The organism is Pedobacter sp. GQ55 (genome assembly GCF_059758925.1).
This window is the reverse complement of sequence record NZ_JCAXEI010000003.1, coordinates 376,218-390,579: the sequence shown is the minus strand read 5'-3', so window position 1 is coordinate 390,579 and position 14,362 is coordinate 376,218. Positions and strand designations below refer to the sequence as shown.

General features: G+C 38.9%; 15 protein-coding genes. 7 read left to right on the top strand and 8 right to left on the bottom strand.

Annotation, left to right across the window (positions count from 1 at the left end; genetic code table 11):
• The first annotated feature begins 60 nt into the window (after window positions 1-60).
• The 3 genes from AC6CH7_RS10570 to AC6CH7_RS10560 all read left to right on the top strand — a co-directional run bounded on the left by AC6CH7_RS10570 (window position 61) and on the right by AC6CH7_RS10560 (window position 3,063).
• Entirely contained in the window at window positions 61-537 is a 477-nt protein-coding gene (locus AC6CH7_RS10570; RefSeq protein ID WP_498262662.1) for a DinB family protein, read from the top strand.
• 122 nt (window positions 538-659) lie between these two features.
• Entirely contained in the window at window positions 660-2,045 is a 1,386-nt protein-coding gene (locus tag AC6CH7_RS10565; RefSeq protein ID WP_498262661.1) for a Gfo/Idh/MocA family protein, read from the top strand.
• 124 nt (window positions 2,046-2,169) lie between these two features.
• Entirely contained in the window at window positions 2,170-3,063 is an 894-nt protein-coding gene (locus AC6CH7_RS10560) for a DUF6515 family protein (RefSeq protein ID WP_498262660.1), read from the top strand.
• A 213-nt stretch (window positions 3,064-3,276) separates the two neighbouring features.
• On the opposite strand, the gene AC6CH7_RS10555 is transcribed toward AC6CH7_RS10560, so the two are convergent.
• Window positions 3,277-4,536, bottom strand: coding sequence for a glycoside hydrolase family 27 protein (locus AC6CH7_RS10555; RefSeq protein WP_498262659.1), 1,260 nt, complete (start codon window positions 4,534-4,536; stop codon window positions 3,277-3,279).
• A gap of 98 nt (window positions 4,537-4,634) precedes the next feature.
• Here AC6CH7_RS10555 and AC6CH7_RS10550 point away from each other — a divergent pair, with 98 nt between their 5' ends.
• The 3 genes from AC6CH7_RS10550 to AC6CH7_RS10540 all read left to right on the top strand — a co-directional run bounded on the left by AC6CH7_RS10550 (window position 4,635) and on the right by AC6CH7_RS10540 (window position 6,731).
• Complete coding sequence (locus AC6CH7_RS10550; RefSeq protein WP_498262658.1) at window positions 4,635-5,189, top strand: GNAT family N-acetyltransferase; 555 nt, start codon at window positions 4,635-4,637, stop codon at window positions 5,187-5,189.
• A gap of 132 nt (window positions 5,190-5,321) precedes the next feature.
• Window positions 5,322-6,161, top strand: a complete 840-nt coding sequence (locus AC6CH7_RS10545; RefSeq protein ID WP_498262657.1) for an isocitrate lyase/PEP mutase family protein — start codon at window positions 5,322-5,324, stop codon at window positions 6,159-6,161.
• Between the two features lie 18 nt (window positions 6,162-6,179).
• Entirely contained in the window at window positions 6,180-6,731 is a 552-nt protein-coding gene (locus tag AC6CH7_RS10540; protein WP_498262656.1) for a DUF1572 family protein, read from the top strand.
• Between the two features lie 6 nt (window positions 6,732-6,737).
• Here the strand turns inward: AC6CH7_RS10540 and AC6CH7_RS10535 are convergent, their stop codons facing one another.
• Both AC6CH7_RS10535 and AC6CH7_RS10530 read right to left on the bottom strand, forming a co-directional pair.
• Complete coding sequence (locus AC6CH7_RS10535; protein ID WP_498262655.1) at window positions 6,738-7,316, bottom strand: O-methyltransferase; 579 nt, start codon at window positions 7,314-7,316, stop codon at window positions 6,738-6,740.
• A 68-nt stretch (window positions 7,317-7,384) separates the two neighbouring features.
• Window positions 7,385-8,098, bottom strand: a complete 714-nt coding sequence (locus AC6CH7_RS10530) for a 2OG-Fe(II) oxygenase (protein ID WP_498262654.1) — start codon at window positions 8,096-8,098, stop codon at window positions 7,385-7,387.
• Window positions 8,099-8,266: 168 nt separating this feature from the next.
• Here AC6CH7_RS10530 and AC6CH7_RS10525 point away from each other — a divergent pair, with 168 nt between their 5' ends.
• Window positions 8,267-9,241 carry a 3-keto-disaccharide hydrolase gene (locus AC6CH7_RS10525; RefSeq protein WP_498262653.1) on the top strand — a complete coding sequence of 325 codons (975 nt, stop codon included), beginning with the start codon at window positions 8,267-8,269 and terminating at the stop codon, window positions 9,239-9,241.
• A 33-nt stretch (window positions 9,242-9,274) separates the two neighbouring features.
• On the opposite strand, the gene AC6CH7_RS10520 is transcribed toward AC6CH7_RS10525, so the two are convergent.
• The 5 genes from AC6CH7_RS10520 to AC6CH7_RS10500 form a co-directional block, all read right to left on the bottom strand.
• Entirely contained in the window at window positions 9,275-10,579 is a 1,305-nt protein-coding gene (locus AC6CH7_RS10520) for a BamA/TamA family outer membrane protein (protein ID WP_498262652.1), read from the bottom strand.
• Window positions 10,580-10,651: 72 nt separating this feature from the next.
• Window positions 10,652-11,425, bottom strand: coding sequence for a hypothetical protein (locus AC6CH7_RS10515; RefSeq protein ID WP_498262651.1), 774 nt, complete (start codon window positions 11,423-11,425; stop codon window positions 10,652-10,654).
• A 212-nt stretch (window positions 11,426-11,637) separates the two neighbouring features.
• Window positions 11,638-12,039: a hypothetical protein gene (locus tag AC6CH7_RS10510; protein ID WP_498262650.1), complete on the bottom strand. Its 402-nt coding sequence runs from the start codon at window positions 12,037-12,039 to the stop codon at window positions 11,638-11,640.
• Window positions 12,040-12,138: 99 nt separating this feature from the next.
• Complete coding sequence (locus AC6CH7_RS10505; protein WP_498262649.1) at window positions 12,139-13,257, bottom strand: ABC transporter permease; 1,119 nt, start codon at window positions 13,255-13,257, stop codon at window positions 12,139-12,141.
• Window positions 13,254-14,360, bottom strand: a complete 1,107-nt coding sequence (locus AC6CH7_RS10500) for an ABC transporter permease (RefSeq protein WP_498262648.1) — start codon at window positions 14,358-14,360, stop codon at window positions 13,254-13,256. Before AC6CH7_RS10500 ends, AC6CH7_RS10505 begins: the two co-directional genes overlap by 4 nt.
• Window positions 14,361-14,362: the final 2 nt, after the last annotated feature.

Below are 14,362 nucleotides of genomic sequence, written 5' to 3'. Positions count from 1 at the left end.
TAAAGGTAAATAGATAAATATTATTCTTTTAACTAAATTAGTCCTTTACAGCAAAATTATATGCATTTAAATTATAGAGCCGGAGCAATGGGGGCATTGCTTGATGAATATGAAAAAGCCATAAATGAGTTGAAGTCAGTAATTAAAGATATATCTGACATGGACCTTGTGGACATTAAAGACCCTCATACAGCCGATTTCAATTGCAGATCAATTCAAACAATCCTTACTCATGTGGTTAGTTCAAGTTATTCTTATTGCGTTCAAATTATGATACGTAGAGCAGTGCTGCTAAAGCGCCCTCAAAAGCATTTCCGTAATTCCACTACAGCATATATTAAAGATCTGGATGAGGTATTCAATTTTAATGTATTGCAGCTCAGTACAATTAAAGATGAAGAACTTGAAGAGCTTAGAAATGACCAGAAGATTTTATCTGGATGGGGTCAGTTATATGATATTGAACAAATGCTAGAGCATGCAATTGTTCACATACTCCGTCACAGAAGACAGATTAAAAGATTAATAAATCAGTAGAATCCTACAACAGTACCTTAAAAAAATTCTTTTAACTTGTATACACAAGTATGTGTTTTTCTTTTATATTTGTTCGTAAGCCATTAATAACCAATTGATAGCTTAAACCAAATATATCTGTTATGGAGATGAACGAACAAAAACCACAAGTTTCTCGTAGAAATTTCTTGATGTCGGCCGCAGCGGCAGCCATAGTGCCATCATTTTTAATGAACTCTTTTGCTTCTGCAAAAATTCCAGTCCGTAAACTGAGACACGCGTCTATTGGAGTGGGTGGGATGGGGGCTCATGACCTTGGTAATTTCAAATCTCATCCTGACGTGGAGATTGTTGCCATTTGTGATGTAGACAGTGATATTCTAAAAGCTGCAGCTGCAGGCATTCCTGGTGTCAGGACTTATACAGATTGGAGAGAATTGCTTAAAAATGAGGCAAAAAATATTGATTCAGTTAATGTAACAGTACCAGACCATACACATTTCTCTGTTGCTTATCAGGCCATCAAAGCAGGAAAGCATGTATATTGCCAGAAGCCAATGTGCCATGATGTTGCTGAGGTGCGATCTCTAACAAATATTGCGATTAAAAAAGGGGTAATTACCCAATTGGGTACCCAGGTTGCATCAACCGGTTGCGACCGTACGGCAGTGCAATTGATAAAGAATGGGGTAATTGGCAAAATTAAACATGCTTATTTATGTTCCAATCGTCCGGGAGCCATAGCAGACTATCGTTTGGTTGGTCCCAGGCCTGCAGAAACTCAAGAGGCGCCTGCAAATCTAAACTGGGATTTATGGATTGGCACAGCACCGGTGCGTTCCTATGCACCTAGTATCTATCATCCCGCCAAATGGAGGGCCTGGCAAGACTTTGGTACCGGCTGGTCTGGAGATATCGGCTGCCATATATTTGATGCCGTATGGAAAGGCTTAGGCCTTAAAGCGCCCATTTCTGTAATTGCTGAAGTTCAGCAAAGCTGGAAAGACTCCGCTGAACGCAGAGGAGATACCTGGCCACAAGGAGATCATATGACCTGGATTTTTCCTGGCAATTCTTATACAGCATCTGATAAATTAACACTTGAATGGTTTGATGGAGAGATTTACCCACCCGAAGAAGTTCGGGCACTTTACTCTTTACAAAATTACCCAGGCGAATGTGCAATGCTTATTGGTACAGAAGGTGCTCTTCTTACACCTCATGGCGGTGAAATGCCTGTGCTTTTGCCCGAAGCCAAATTCAAGGACACATCTTTCAAAAAATTAGAGAGTCGTAATCACTACCATCACTTTGTAGATGCTTGCTTAGGAGGAGAGAAAACCGAATCGCACTTTGCGCAATCAGGGCCAATGACAGAAGCCATACTTCTTGGTACTGTGGCTATTCGGGTTCCTAATCAACTGTTACAGTGGGATGCAGCGAATATGAAATTCTCAAATTATCCTGAAGCTAATAAATATCTCCGTCGGAAATATAGAAAAGGCTGGGAAATTAAAGGCGAATTTTAATTAGAGAGGGGGAGAAAAACGAATTGGATTATCATTAATTTGTCAGTTTAAAGCAATTGATTAATAGGAAATAATCCTTTTCGTTTATATTATGTCTTATGGTTGTATATAGATATAATATATTATGAAAACCTTGAATTTTAAATCATTAATTATAGCTGGGTCTATAATCCTGATCAGTGGATTAACAACTAACAACGTTTTAGCACAAAGATCTTCTCGTGGCAGTAGTGGTGGCGGTGGCAGCCATGTATCAGCGGGTGGGGGAAGCAGATCATCAAGGCCATCTCAAGGAGCTATATCTGGGGGCATCAGGCCATCAAGACCATCCCAAGGAAATATATCTGGGGGCACAAGACCTTCAAGGCCTTCAATAGGCAGTGGTTCACGCCCTGATTACAGACCAAGTCGTCCGGGTAATAGACCTGGTTATGGCTACAGACCAGGTGCAGGATATCGCCCAGGTTACCACTACAGACCAGGTTATTCTTATCGCAGACCTTACTACGGATACTATCATAATTACTACAGACCATTTTTAGGCATCAGTTTAAGTGTATTGCCTTATGGATATTATCCATTCTATTTTGGTGCTGATCAATTCTACTATTCAGGAGGATTCTTTTACAGACAATACGACCAGGGATATAAAGTAGTTGTACCTCCGGTAGGCGCTCAGGTACCAAGTATCCCTTCCGAAGCAAAACAGATTACTATTAATGGCCAAACCTACTACGAATATAAAGGGGTTTATTACAGTACAACTGTAGATGCTGATGGTAAAACTGTTTATGTTGTGGCAGGTAAAGATGGTGTATTAGATACCGACAATGGTGCTGTTACCGATGATATCAGCAACTTACCTCAGGTAGGAGATGTTGTAAATCAGTTGCCTGAAGGCACAAGAGACGTGATGATCAAAGGATCACAATATTACGTTTCTGAAGAAGGTGTTTATTACGAGAAAATAGTTGATGGCGATAACATCACTTATAAAGTTATAGGAATTGGTAACTAAAGCAGTCGTTATAGGTATTATTGCAGCTGTCATTTGCTGAGCACCAGCCCAGCATTAGAAATACAAAAAAGTGGTTATGACATATATCACGCGCCGCATGGTGGTATACACGTCATCTCTACGATAGGAGAGGTCCCTTGAACGAATATAATCAAGGGATCTCTACTATTGTCGAGATGGCGCAGTTTCAAAGAAGTCGTTTCAAAGGGTTTTTTACTTACCAGTACTACTCAACCTAAACAACTTAGTTTCATGACTCAATACCTTACCACTCCATTTTTTGCCATTACCAATAGCCTTATGCAGCCATAGATCATTAATTTTATAAGAACCATCAAGCCCTAAATCCCTCCAATTCAAACTAAGAGACTCAGCAGATGTTCCACGATTCAAAATAGCAATAGCGTAATCACCATTTTTAAGCGGTTTTACAAAAACATTCCAATTGTCTTTATTGATCTTACGTTCTGCTTGTTTACCAAGGGGATCCTGATTTATCGCAATAACATCTTCATTCAACAAAATTCTTTTAGTTGCCTCACTCATAATGCGTAAATCATTAGTAGCTACCAGAGGAGCAGTCATTATACTCCACAAACTCATTTGGCTTTGGTATTCAGTCTCTGAGCAACCTTTACCACCTAAGTCTCCCGACGGTCCTTTCTTACCATTTAAGCCTATTACAAGCATATCAAAATCATTCCAGCCACCCGGACCAGCATATTGAGCCAGATCAGCATTTACATCAACAATATCCATTATTCCGGCACCTATGCTATGTAAATCATTAGGATCTTTCCATGGTTTTAATGCAGCCCATTTATCACGCACATCTGCAGTAGTACGCCATAATTGCCCTCCGGCATTTTTTGCCCAAAGCCATGGTTTTCTATTACCCCATTCGCAAATGCCGAGTGCAATTTCTCTACCACTGTTCCTTAATGCATCGGCCATTTTTTTATACCTCATAACAGCCGTTGCAGAATCTGCTGGCGCATCACAATAATCATATTTAAGGTAATCAATACCCCAAGAGGCAAATGTTTTAGCATCCTGCTCTTCAAAATTCAAACTCGCCGTATAACCCGCACAGGTTAACTGCGCCGCATCAGAATAAATACCCAATTTAATTCCTTTTGCATGCACATAATCGGCTAGAGATTTTACACCAGATGGAAATTTCAAAGGGTCAGCAATAATTTGATTACGGTTATCTCTACCACCTTGCCAGCCATCATCTATCATCAGGTAATTGTAGCCTGCTTTCACCATTCCTGAACTGACCATTACATCGGCCATCTCCTTAATATCTTTTTCATTTATCTTATCTGCGAAGTAGTTCCACGTCATCCATCCCATAGGAGGGGTAGCAGCCAGCTCAGATTTATTATTAGAATTTACCTGGGCAATGCCCGAAAATGTACTTAGCCAAAATGCAATAGCCAAGGAACCTGCAATTATTTTATTATTCATTTATGTGTTTGATTTATTCTGTTTCGCTTAGAAACGATGCTATCAAATATAGATGCTCTTACTAGAATTCAGCACAAAAAAATACTTAATTTTATGAAATGATAAAACAAGCTCTAGCCACAGATGCACCTCAGATAGCCAGATTAATTATTCGTGCGATGGAAGATCTGGCATCAAAATTTGTTGGACAATCGGATCCTTTAAAGGCCATACCCTTATTTGAATATTTTGTAGGCTTGCGCGGTAATCAGTACAGTTATGAAAATATGCTTGTATACGAAGACGAATCGGATATCTGCGGAGTTATTAGTGGCTACGATGGGGCAGACCTCAATCTGCTCAGGTCACCTTTCCTGAATTATATTGCATCATCATATGATTTTAAAGGCATCCCCGAAGATGAAACCCACCCAGGCGAATTCTATATCGACTGTATTAGTGTTGCAGCGGATAAACAGGGGCAAGGTATTGGCAAAAAGTTAATCAATGCTATGGTAGAGAAATTGACTGGCACAAAACACACTAAAGCAGGGCTATTGGTAAGCAAGGATAATCCTAATGCCGAAAGACTCTATACAAATTTAGGCTTTAAGATCATGAACGAAAGACCATTTATGGGAAGCACTTATTATCATATGCAGCGTGTAGTCTAAGCGTGCAATCTAAACGGGGTTGTCCAAAAAGGTAAGGTCGTCATTCATAGCATACTTACGCAAATCAAGACAGGTTTGGTTTGCGTGAAATAAAATAATTAAATTTATGCACGAGCATTTTACAGTACCAGTATGAGAACAGAAAATTCATTCCAATCAAGAGCAGAAGAGTTTAGAGCCTTACATCAACGACCTGGTATATTTGTAATTCCCAATCCCTGGGATGCAGGTTCAGCCAGAATATTAGAAACCCTAGGATTTAAAGCCCTTGCAACCACAAGTGCTGGTCTTGCTTATTCGCTTGCAAAGCCAGATGGACATGCCGCTATTACTCGCGAGCAAACTTTACAGAACATACAAAGTATTATTAATATCACAGATTTGCCTGTATCCGCCGACTTGGAGAATGGATTTGGCGATGATCCTTTAAAATGTGCACAAACAATCAGGCTTGCTGCAAACGCAGGATTGTCTGGTGGTTCTATTGAAGATGCCACCGGAAATCTTAATGATCCGATTTATCCGTTTGAACTTTCTGTTGAACGTATAAAAGCCGCAGTTGAAGCTGCACGCAGCCAACCTTATCCATTCACTTTAACAGCAAGAGCAGAGAACCTGATACACGGACGTCCTGATCTAAAAGATACCATTAAAAGGCTTGTTGCTTATGCAGATGCAGGTGCCGATGTATTGTTTGCACCAGGTTTAAAAACTAAAGAGGAAATAGAAACAGTTGTAAAAGCAGTTGCACCCAAGCCTGTAAACGTAATCATGGGATTAGCAGGAGGCAATTTCTCACTTAATATGCTGGAAGATATAGGTGTAAAGCGAGTAAGTATGGGTTCTTCTTTAGTTAGAGCTGCCTATGGTGGTTTTTTTAAAGCAGTTGAAGAAATACTTCAAAAAGGAACATTCAGCTTTGCTAATGAGGCAAAACCATATGCTGATCTTAATAAACTATTTAGCAACTAAGAAGAGTACTTAAAAAGAATGGACAATTATCTGGAAAGTGTAAAGAAGCAATTTCTCTACTATAAGCAACTCGGAGAAAAAGCAATGGAGCAATTGCAAGAGCAAGACCTGTTCTGGCAATACAATGAAGAAAGCAACAGCATCTCAACTATAGTTAATCACCTATCAAAAAACATGTTATCCCGATTCACAGACTTTTTAACTTCAGATGGAGAAAAGCCCTGGCGAAACAGAGATAATGAATTTGAACATAAAATAACAAGCAAGGAAGAGTTAATGATACTTTGGACTGAGGGATGGGGTTGCCTGCTAAATGCCATTAATCAGCTTAGCGATGAAGATCTAAATGCGATAATTTATATCAGAAATGATGGACATACTGTTACCGAAGCCATTAACAGACAGCTTGCTCATTATCCTTATCATATTGGCCAGATCGTTTTTATAGCCAAAATGAGAAAAAATGAAGAGTGGAAAACCTTATCTATTGCCAGAAACAAATCAGCAGATTACAATGCGCGAAAGTTCTCAAATGAAAAAGAGAAACGCCATTTTACTGACGACCTCTAAAATTAGTTATCTTTTAGTTACAATAACAATTCCTGTTGCCCAACATTGCTTGGTTATAAGCAGATCATTCCTTTTTTCTAAATCTTCTATTAGCTTAATTGCTTTTTCTTGATGGCCCTCAGGCCAATTTGGCTGCGGCAACATATCATCAATAATGTAAAATGCACCCTGCTTTAACATGTTAATCACCTCATCAAGCATTAAGTATTTCCCGTGCCATGTATCAGCGAAGATATAATCAAACTTCAGGTCTTTATTTTGCCGGGCCCATTCACCGCCATCAATGCATTCCAAACCAAGCCTCTTATCCTGGCCAAGAAAACGCGATGCTATCGATAAATAATTAGGGTCATTATCAATGGAGATTAAGGTAGCCTCCTTATCCATTCCATCCAAAATCCAGGATGTTGACAGGCCCGTTCCGGTTCCCAGTTCTAAAAACCTGCCACCTGGTTTTGTACCTGCTAATGTCCTTAACAAGGAACAAGTTAATACATCAGATGCCATTGAAAATTCGGTATTCTTTGTTGCTACATCTATAGCTAAGTAAGCCTCGGGGTAGGCTTGTTTAATTTCTTCGGTCACAAATATTTGGTTTTTAGGTCTATTAATTAACTTTGTGAAGATAGTCTTTGTTAAGCTTTTAAACACAATTAACTTAACGCATCATGAAAAATGATACCGAGACTATGCCTGTTTCCACTGTGCAGTGGACTTACCCCATGTTTCATGTTTACGCGATAATAGCCCTTGCTTCCCTTAACAGGTCTAAAATTAGTTGTAAAAATAATCATATCACCAAGATCGGGCTTTAATACATTTACCTTCGATTGTGCCCTTGGAATCTGTTCGGTAATCACAAATTCGCCGCCCTTATAATCTTCGTCTGTTTGATCAAGCATAAGAACCATTTGCATTGGAAAATAAATCTCTCCATATAAATCCTGATGAAGCGTATTAAATCCGCGTTCGCCATATCTTAATATCAGTACTGTTGGTTTTGTTTGTCCATGATCATGGCATATTTGTTTAATCTCTTGATGGGCAGAGGGGAAATGGGTATTTAATTTTAATTCTTCCATCCAGCTATTGGCAACAGGGGCAATTTGCGGATATATGTTCTCCCGTAATTCAGTTATAATTGCAGGCAATGGGTAACTGAAATATTTGTACTCTCCTAATCCAAATCGATAACGTTCCATATTTACCGTTTTCCGATAGGTATTATCAGCATTGAAATCATCAATCAATTCTGCGCATTCCGCTTTTGCAAGTATATTTTTTATCACAACAAAGCCTTTATCATGCAGCTCAACTCTTATTTTAGGCCAGTTAACTCCAGCTATTCGTTCACTTATCGACTTCATATTTCAGTATTTAAAGACAAAGTAATTGGTAAAATCAAACACATTCAACCCGATTCTTGCTTTCTGGCTAAGCCATGAGTTTATACAGGAATAATCACCATGTTTTAAAAGCTTAATTTTTTCAGCTAACTTTAAAATAAATAGTATTAATGTTATTAAAAGAAAATTATGCGTAAAAATCTCTTTGTATTTGGTATGAGTTGTTTGTTGATGCTGGGTTCTGCTGAATCTCTTTTAGCGTCAGGAAAAAATATGCCTGTTAGCGTTCAAACAGAAGTAAGTTCTAAAGATTTAATTGGCCGTTGGGATATCACTATTGATGAAAACGGAAAAGCAGCACCATCGTGGTTAGAAGTAAAACTATCAGGCTTAAAAACATTGGTAGGCTATTATGTTGGTCCTAGCGGAAGCGCTCGTCCGGTAGCAAAGGTAAATTTCGACAATGGCAAGTTCAGTTTCACCATTCCTCCTCAATGGGAAGATGGTGGTCAGGATTTTGTTATTGAAGGTGAAGTAACTGGGGACGCAATTCAAGGAACAATTACCACAAACGAAGGCAAAAAATACAATTGGAAAGGAGTAAAGGCTCCATATTTAAAGAGAATCGCTGCTCCGGTTTGGGGTAAAACCATTAACCTGTTTAACGGGAAAGATTTAGCCGGTTGGAAAGCAATGGGAGAAAACCAATGGATAGTAAAAGATGGTGTTTTAACCAGCCCAAAATCAGGTGCTAACCTAATTTCTGATCAAAAATTTACTGACTTTAAATTGCATGTTGAATTTAGATACCAAAAAGGAAGCAATAGCGGTGTGTATTTAAGAGGCAGACATGAGGTTCAAATAGAAGATAGCTCAAAAGATCAACATCCATCAAGCGTGCTGTTTAGTGGCATTTACGGATTCCTAACACCTAGCGAGATCAATGCATTAGGGCCTAATACTTGGCAAACTTTTGATATTACTTTAATCGGCAGAATGGTTACAGTAGTTGTCAATGGAAAAACTGTGATCACCAATCAGGAAATCCCGGGAATTACCGGTGGTGCATTAGATAGCAATGAAGGTGAACCGGGACCAATCTATATCCAGGGAGATCATGGCCCAATTGAATTTAAAAAGATAGTGATTACTCCAGCTAAATAGGATCAGAATAAAGGTGTCTAAAAGACGCCTTTATTAAAATACCTCGTTTAAACCCAGAAAAAATCCCTTTGCACCAAAATTACCAAATGCGTAATCTAAACATAGATTGGTTCGTGTGGCCTTATTAAACAATACACGCAAACCAGCCCCACCAGCGGGTTGCCATTGTTGAAACAGCTTTGTACCAGATAGGTCATTGGCAGTTTGAATATTAATGAAAGTAACCCCACTTATAAAATCGTTCCTTGTGATAGGAAAGCGGTATTCTATCTCTGAATAGCAATACTGAGTGCCTTTAAAATAACCGATTGTATATCCTCTGCCACTTCTAAAATTTGCATCTTTTCCAGTTCCTGGAAGTTCCAGATAGGGTAGTGTACCGCTTACTAAATAAGCTCCCCAATTCCAGAATGCAATTACATGTTCCGGATTTCTGGCCGAAAGGCTCCAGTATTTTCTAAAATCTGTTGTTACCTGTACCGCATTTTTTGTGCTTCCTATCCAGCTTTGATTTGCACGAATCCCAACGTCTGCATATATCCCTTTATAGGCACGGTTCTGATTATCCCGTGTGGTGTACTGTAAGTTTAATAAAAATCCATTAGCCATGTAATGATCTTTATCAAAACCATGTATCTGATTATAAATATGATACGGCGTTGAGCCATTTGGATTGTTTGGATCTTCTAGTTTTCTGCGGATTTCAAATGATGCACCAGCTCCTATAAAAAGGCGATCTATAATTTGCTTATATACCTTTTCCCTGAAATTATAATATTCGCCATGAATTGCATAACCTTTACGCTCAGGATTAGACAATATCAGTTCCTGCTCAGTTCCGGTTGAGACCTTGCCAATCCCTAATCCAAAATCAGGAGTAACGGTTTTGGCGGCAACCAAACTTCCTTGTAAGTTCCACCTGTTAGCCGGCGTGTAAACATTGTGACTCAGGTAAAAATAAATAATCCCCTTGGTTGTAATAGAAGCTGATGTTGCAGCTACCGACATTAATGTATTAGGTTCTTGCCCCAATACCTTACCTACAACTGCTTTAAGTCCAATTTGAGCACCTATACTAGGATTGTAGGCAATGCTGGGCATAGGAGTAATGCCCGATTTATTTTGAGCTGGCTGGGGTGGTTTACCCGGACTAAAAATACTGCGACCTAAATCGCCAATATCGTATTGTTTTATTGTCGTGTCGGTTTTAAGTGAATCAGACAAAGGTTTAATTTGTCCATAACTATAAGCCTGAACGCCAATAAATGAGGTCAGCAATACTATCTTTATCTTTAATGAACTTTTAATTTTCTTTTTATTTAAATGTGATAAAAACAAACAATACAAAGATGCAGAAACATTTCTGTTCTATTATGTTTTGCTAAGAACGAAAAATAAGCAACGTATCTATTAATTAAGCATATGGGCCAGTATTGGTCCACATTTTTCGATACATGGGGCATAAAAGTGCCCGTGTTTCCAATTTGCCGATTTAGGAGACAACCCCCACCAAAATTCTGCCAAAGCAAGTGGTTCCATTCCATTGGCAAAAGCATATTGTAATAATTTAGGCGCAGCGCACTCCCCGGCACCCGCTGGCGGTTTTCCAGAAGGGGTATGCGCAAAAGCTTTAATTAAGCTCTTGGATTCACCAGCTCTGTTTAAAAAATGGTATTGCTCAAAAATTCTACTTTGTAATGCATTAGAATGGCCTTTTCTTAGCGCTTTTAAAAGCTGGATTTCTTTGATATGAGTCTCGTCTTTAAATGATTCCAGGTAACTGATTTTCTCGTTAATCTGAGTAAGTTTTTCCATCCCTGCATTTACAAAGCCACCAGGTTCCAGACCATCAAATATTGGCGGCACAAATTTAGCATGATGATTTCTGCCGGCTAGTTTACCTGAAAAGGCAGCCAGATATCCTAGTTTGCCTTCCTCAGTTCTAACTATTAATATACCAAACATCTTTCCAATTACCATTCCTTCGGCACCGCTAAGCAAACCAAAATTGTGTATCCATTCCTTCTGATGTGCTAAATGAAACTGCAGTTTACTTGCTGCCAAAAGGCAAAGCGGATGTAATTCACCTTTTAAAGAGAAACTAAGTCCACCGGCCAGCAGGTTGATTTCTGCAGATTCCTCGAAAGGGCAGAATACGGAGTTTTCATCAATCAGGTTTGGCATTATTGGGTGTTTTGCATTGTTAAATGTTTTTGTTTCACAAAAGAAGGTGTATCGCAATACTATTTCGCTGTGTTTCTTGATCTCGAAAACGCTCCCGTCATCCCGACGATAGGAATGGGTTATATACCTCTTCTTAAAAAAATTTGGCGCAAATATCAAACAATTTTATTTAAAACCGTGAAAAAAAAAATGCGATAATATTTTGTGTCTGATCAGATTTGGTCCCGTACCTGATATGATTCTTTAACGCTGTCTGCTTCTTTTTGGGCAATTATTTTTTCTTTTTTGAGGTCAACACGGATCAGGTTATACAAGCTCATATAGATGTTAGCAACCCAAACTATAGAAAATCCGGATATAAGGTAACCGGTGAACCCTGAATACAGCAGCGTATACTTAGTAAGAATAAGCAAAAAAAGCGTCACATAATGACTAAAACAATACTCACAGGTGAGCATGTAAAACAGCTTTCTTATCAGAATATGATTAGCTGTTTTTGATTTTTCAACAAAGTACTCCCTAATCTCCCTAAAGACTTCTTCCTTTGTTACCGTCCAGGAGATGCAGGCCACAGGAATTGCCAGTATAAACAGCCAATATTCGTGAGTATTCATAAAAAGTGTTTAAAGAAAACCATATTTAAAGGATGATGACATCATGCTAGCTGAACAAAACAGGCATGTATTTGTTTAAACATTTTTTTAATCATTCATTTAGTTCCTTTTCTTATAGTTCCATACCGCCCAGGTATTCAGCACAATGGCAAAAACACCAACCGTGCCTAGTTGAGGCAATATGTCTCTTAACCCGCTTCCTTTAAGAATTACCATTCGCATTACCTCTATCAGGTAACTAACCGGATTGAGCCGCGAAACTGTTTTTGCCCAATCGGGCATACTGTCTATAGAGGTGAATAAGCCTCCCATCAGAATAAAGATCATCATGAAAAAAAACATAATAAACATGGCTTGCTGCTGGGTATCACAAAAGGTTGAAATCAATAGACCGAAACCTAAAATGGCCAGCAAGAACACAGATGCAAAGAGATACAATACCAGTAAATTTCCGAGAGGCACAATACCATAAATTAACCACGATACCAGCAGCCCCAGTGTGAACACCACATTTCCAAGTACCCAAAAGGGGATGAGTTTTCCCAATATAAAATGGTGTTTCCTTATTGGGCTTACATTGATCTGTTCAATAGTACCAAACTCTTTTTCTTTTACAATGTTCAGCGCCGACAGAAAGCCCCCAATCATGGTAACCAATATGGCTAAAATACCGGGGACCATAAAAAATTTGTATTTCATTAAAGGGTTAAACAGGTTGGATGAGCTGATCTCGATGACCGCAGCTCCGTTAAACTTTGAAACCGGCAGCAAATGCAGCCTTATGTCGTTATTAAAATCTCTTATGATAGCACCAAGATACGCTCCTCCAAGATTTGCCTTTACACCGTTTATGGCATTTACGGCAATAAATAGCTGTTGATGGTTTTCGCGGACAAGGTTGCGCTCAAATCCATGTGGAATTTCCAGAATCAGGTCGGCCTTATCGCCTTCAATCAGTTTCATTCCTTCCTTAAAAGAGGCATTATATCCAGTAAGTTTAAAATAACCAGAGGCGGTAACTTTAGAGATCAGCTTTTGGGAATAGCTGGAATGATCATGATCTACCACAGAAAGATTGATGTTTTTTACTTCATAATTTGCAGCAAGCGGCAGAATTATCAGTTGCATAACCGGCATTACGATAATCAATAACAGGATAGCCTTGTTGCGAAATATTTGTCTGAATTCTTTTTCGAGTAAAAAACGGATCGTTCTCATGCCAGTCTGATTTTAAAACTTTTTAAACTCACTACTAATAAAACAACGGTAATACCACCCAGAATTAATGTTTCTTTCCAAATGGCCGAAAACCCCAATCCTTTGATCATGATGGACTTTACAACTAAATAGAACCATTTTGCCGGAACCAGATTCGAAATGATCTGTAATGGATAGGGCATGTTTTCTATTGGAAACATGAACCCACTAAATAAGACAGTTGGTAAAAACATCCCCATCAGGGATATTAACATGGCCATTTGCTGCGAATCTGTTTTTACAGAGATGAATATACCCAGACTTAGGCAGGTGATGATAAACAGTGTGCTTTCTGCAAAAAGCAGAACCACACTTCCGTTAACCGGCAAATCGAGCACATAAACACTCAACAGTAGGATGGAAGCTACATTTATAAGCGACAGAATAAGGTATGGTACTGCTTTAGAAAGGATAACCAGAAGCGGACTAAACGGCGAAACCAATAAAATTTCCATGGTTCCTGTTTCTTTTTCTTTTACAATTGAAATAGCCGTCATCATTACGCACACCAACATCAGTACAAGGGCCATTACACCTGGAACAAAATTAGGTGCACCCTTTAATTGCGGATTGTAAAACATCCTCACTTCGGGAACTATCAAGTAGGGTATGGCTGCTGTTTTATCAATTGAATTTTGATAGTCCTGAATAATTGAAGAAACATAATTTGTTAGCATACTGGCGGTATTAGGATCAGAAGCATCGGCAAGAATCTGGATCTGTGCCTTGCGCTGATGGAGTAGGGCTTCATTAAATCCTGCCGGAAAAACTATGGCCATCTTAATTTTTCCTTTCTTAAATGCCGCTTCCATTTGCTCATTGTTCATCACGCTGCTTTGAATATCGAAATACCTGCTGGCAGCTATTCTGCTGATGATTTGTTGTGAGGCCTGGTCTTTGGCCTGGTCCATAACAATGAGCTCAGCGTTTTTGACCTCATTGGTAAGTGCAAACCCGAAAATAAGAATCTGGATAACCGGCATTCCAAATAGAATGAGCAAGGTCTTTTTGTCCCTCCAAACGTGGGCAAATTCCTTTTTTACAAAGTTGATAAACTGTTCCATTG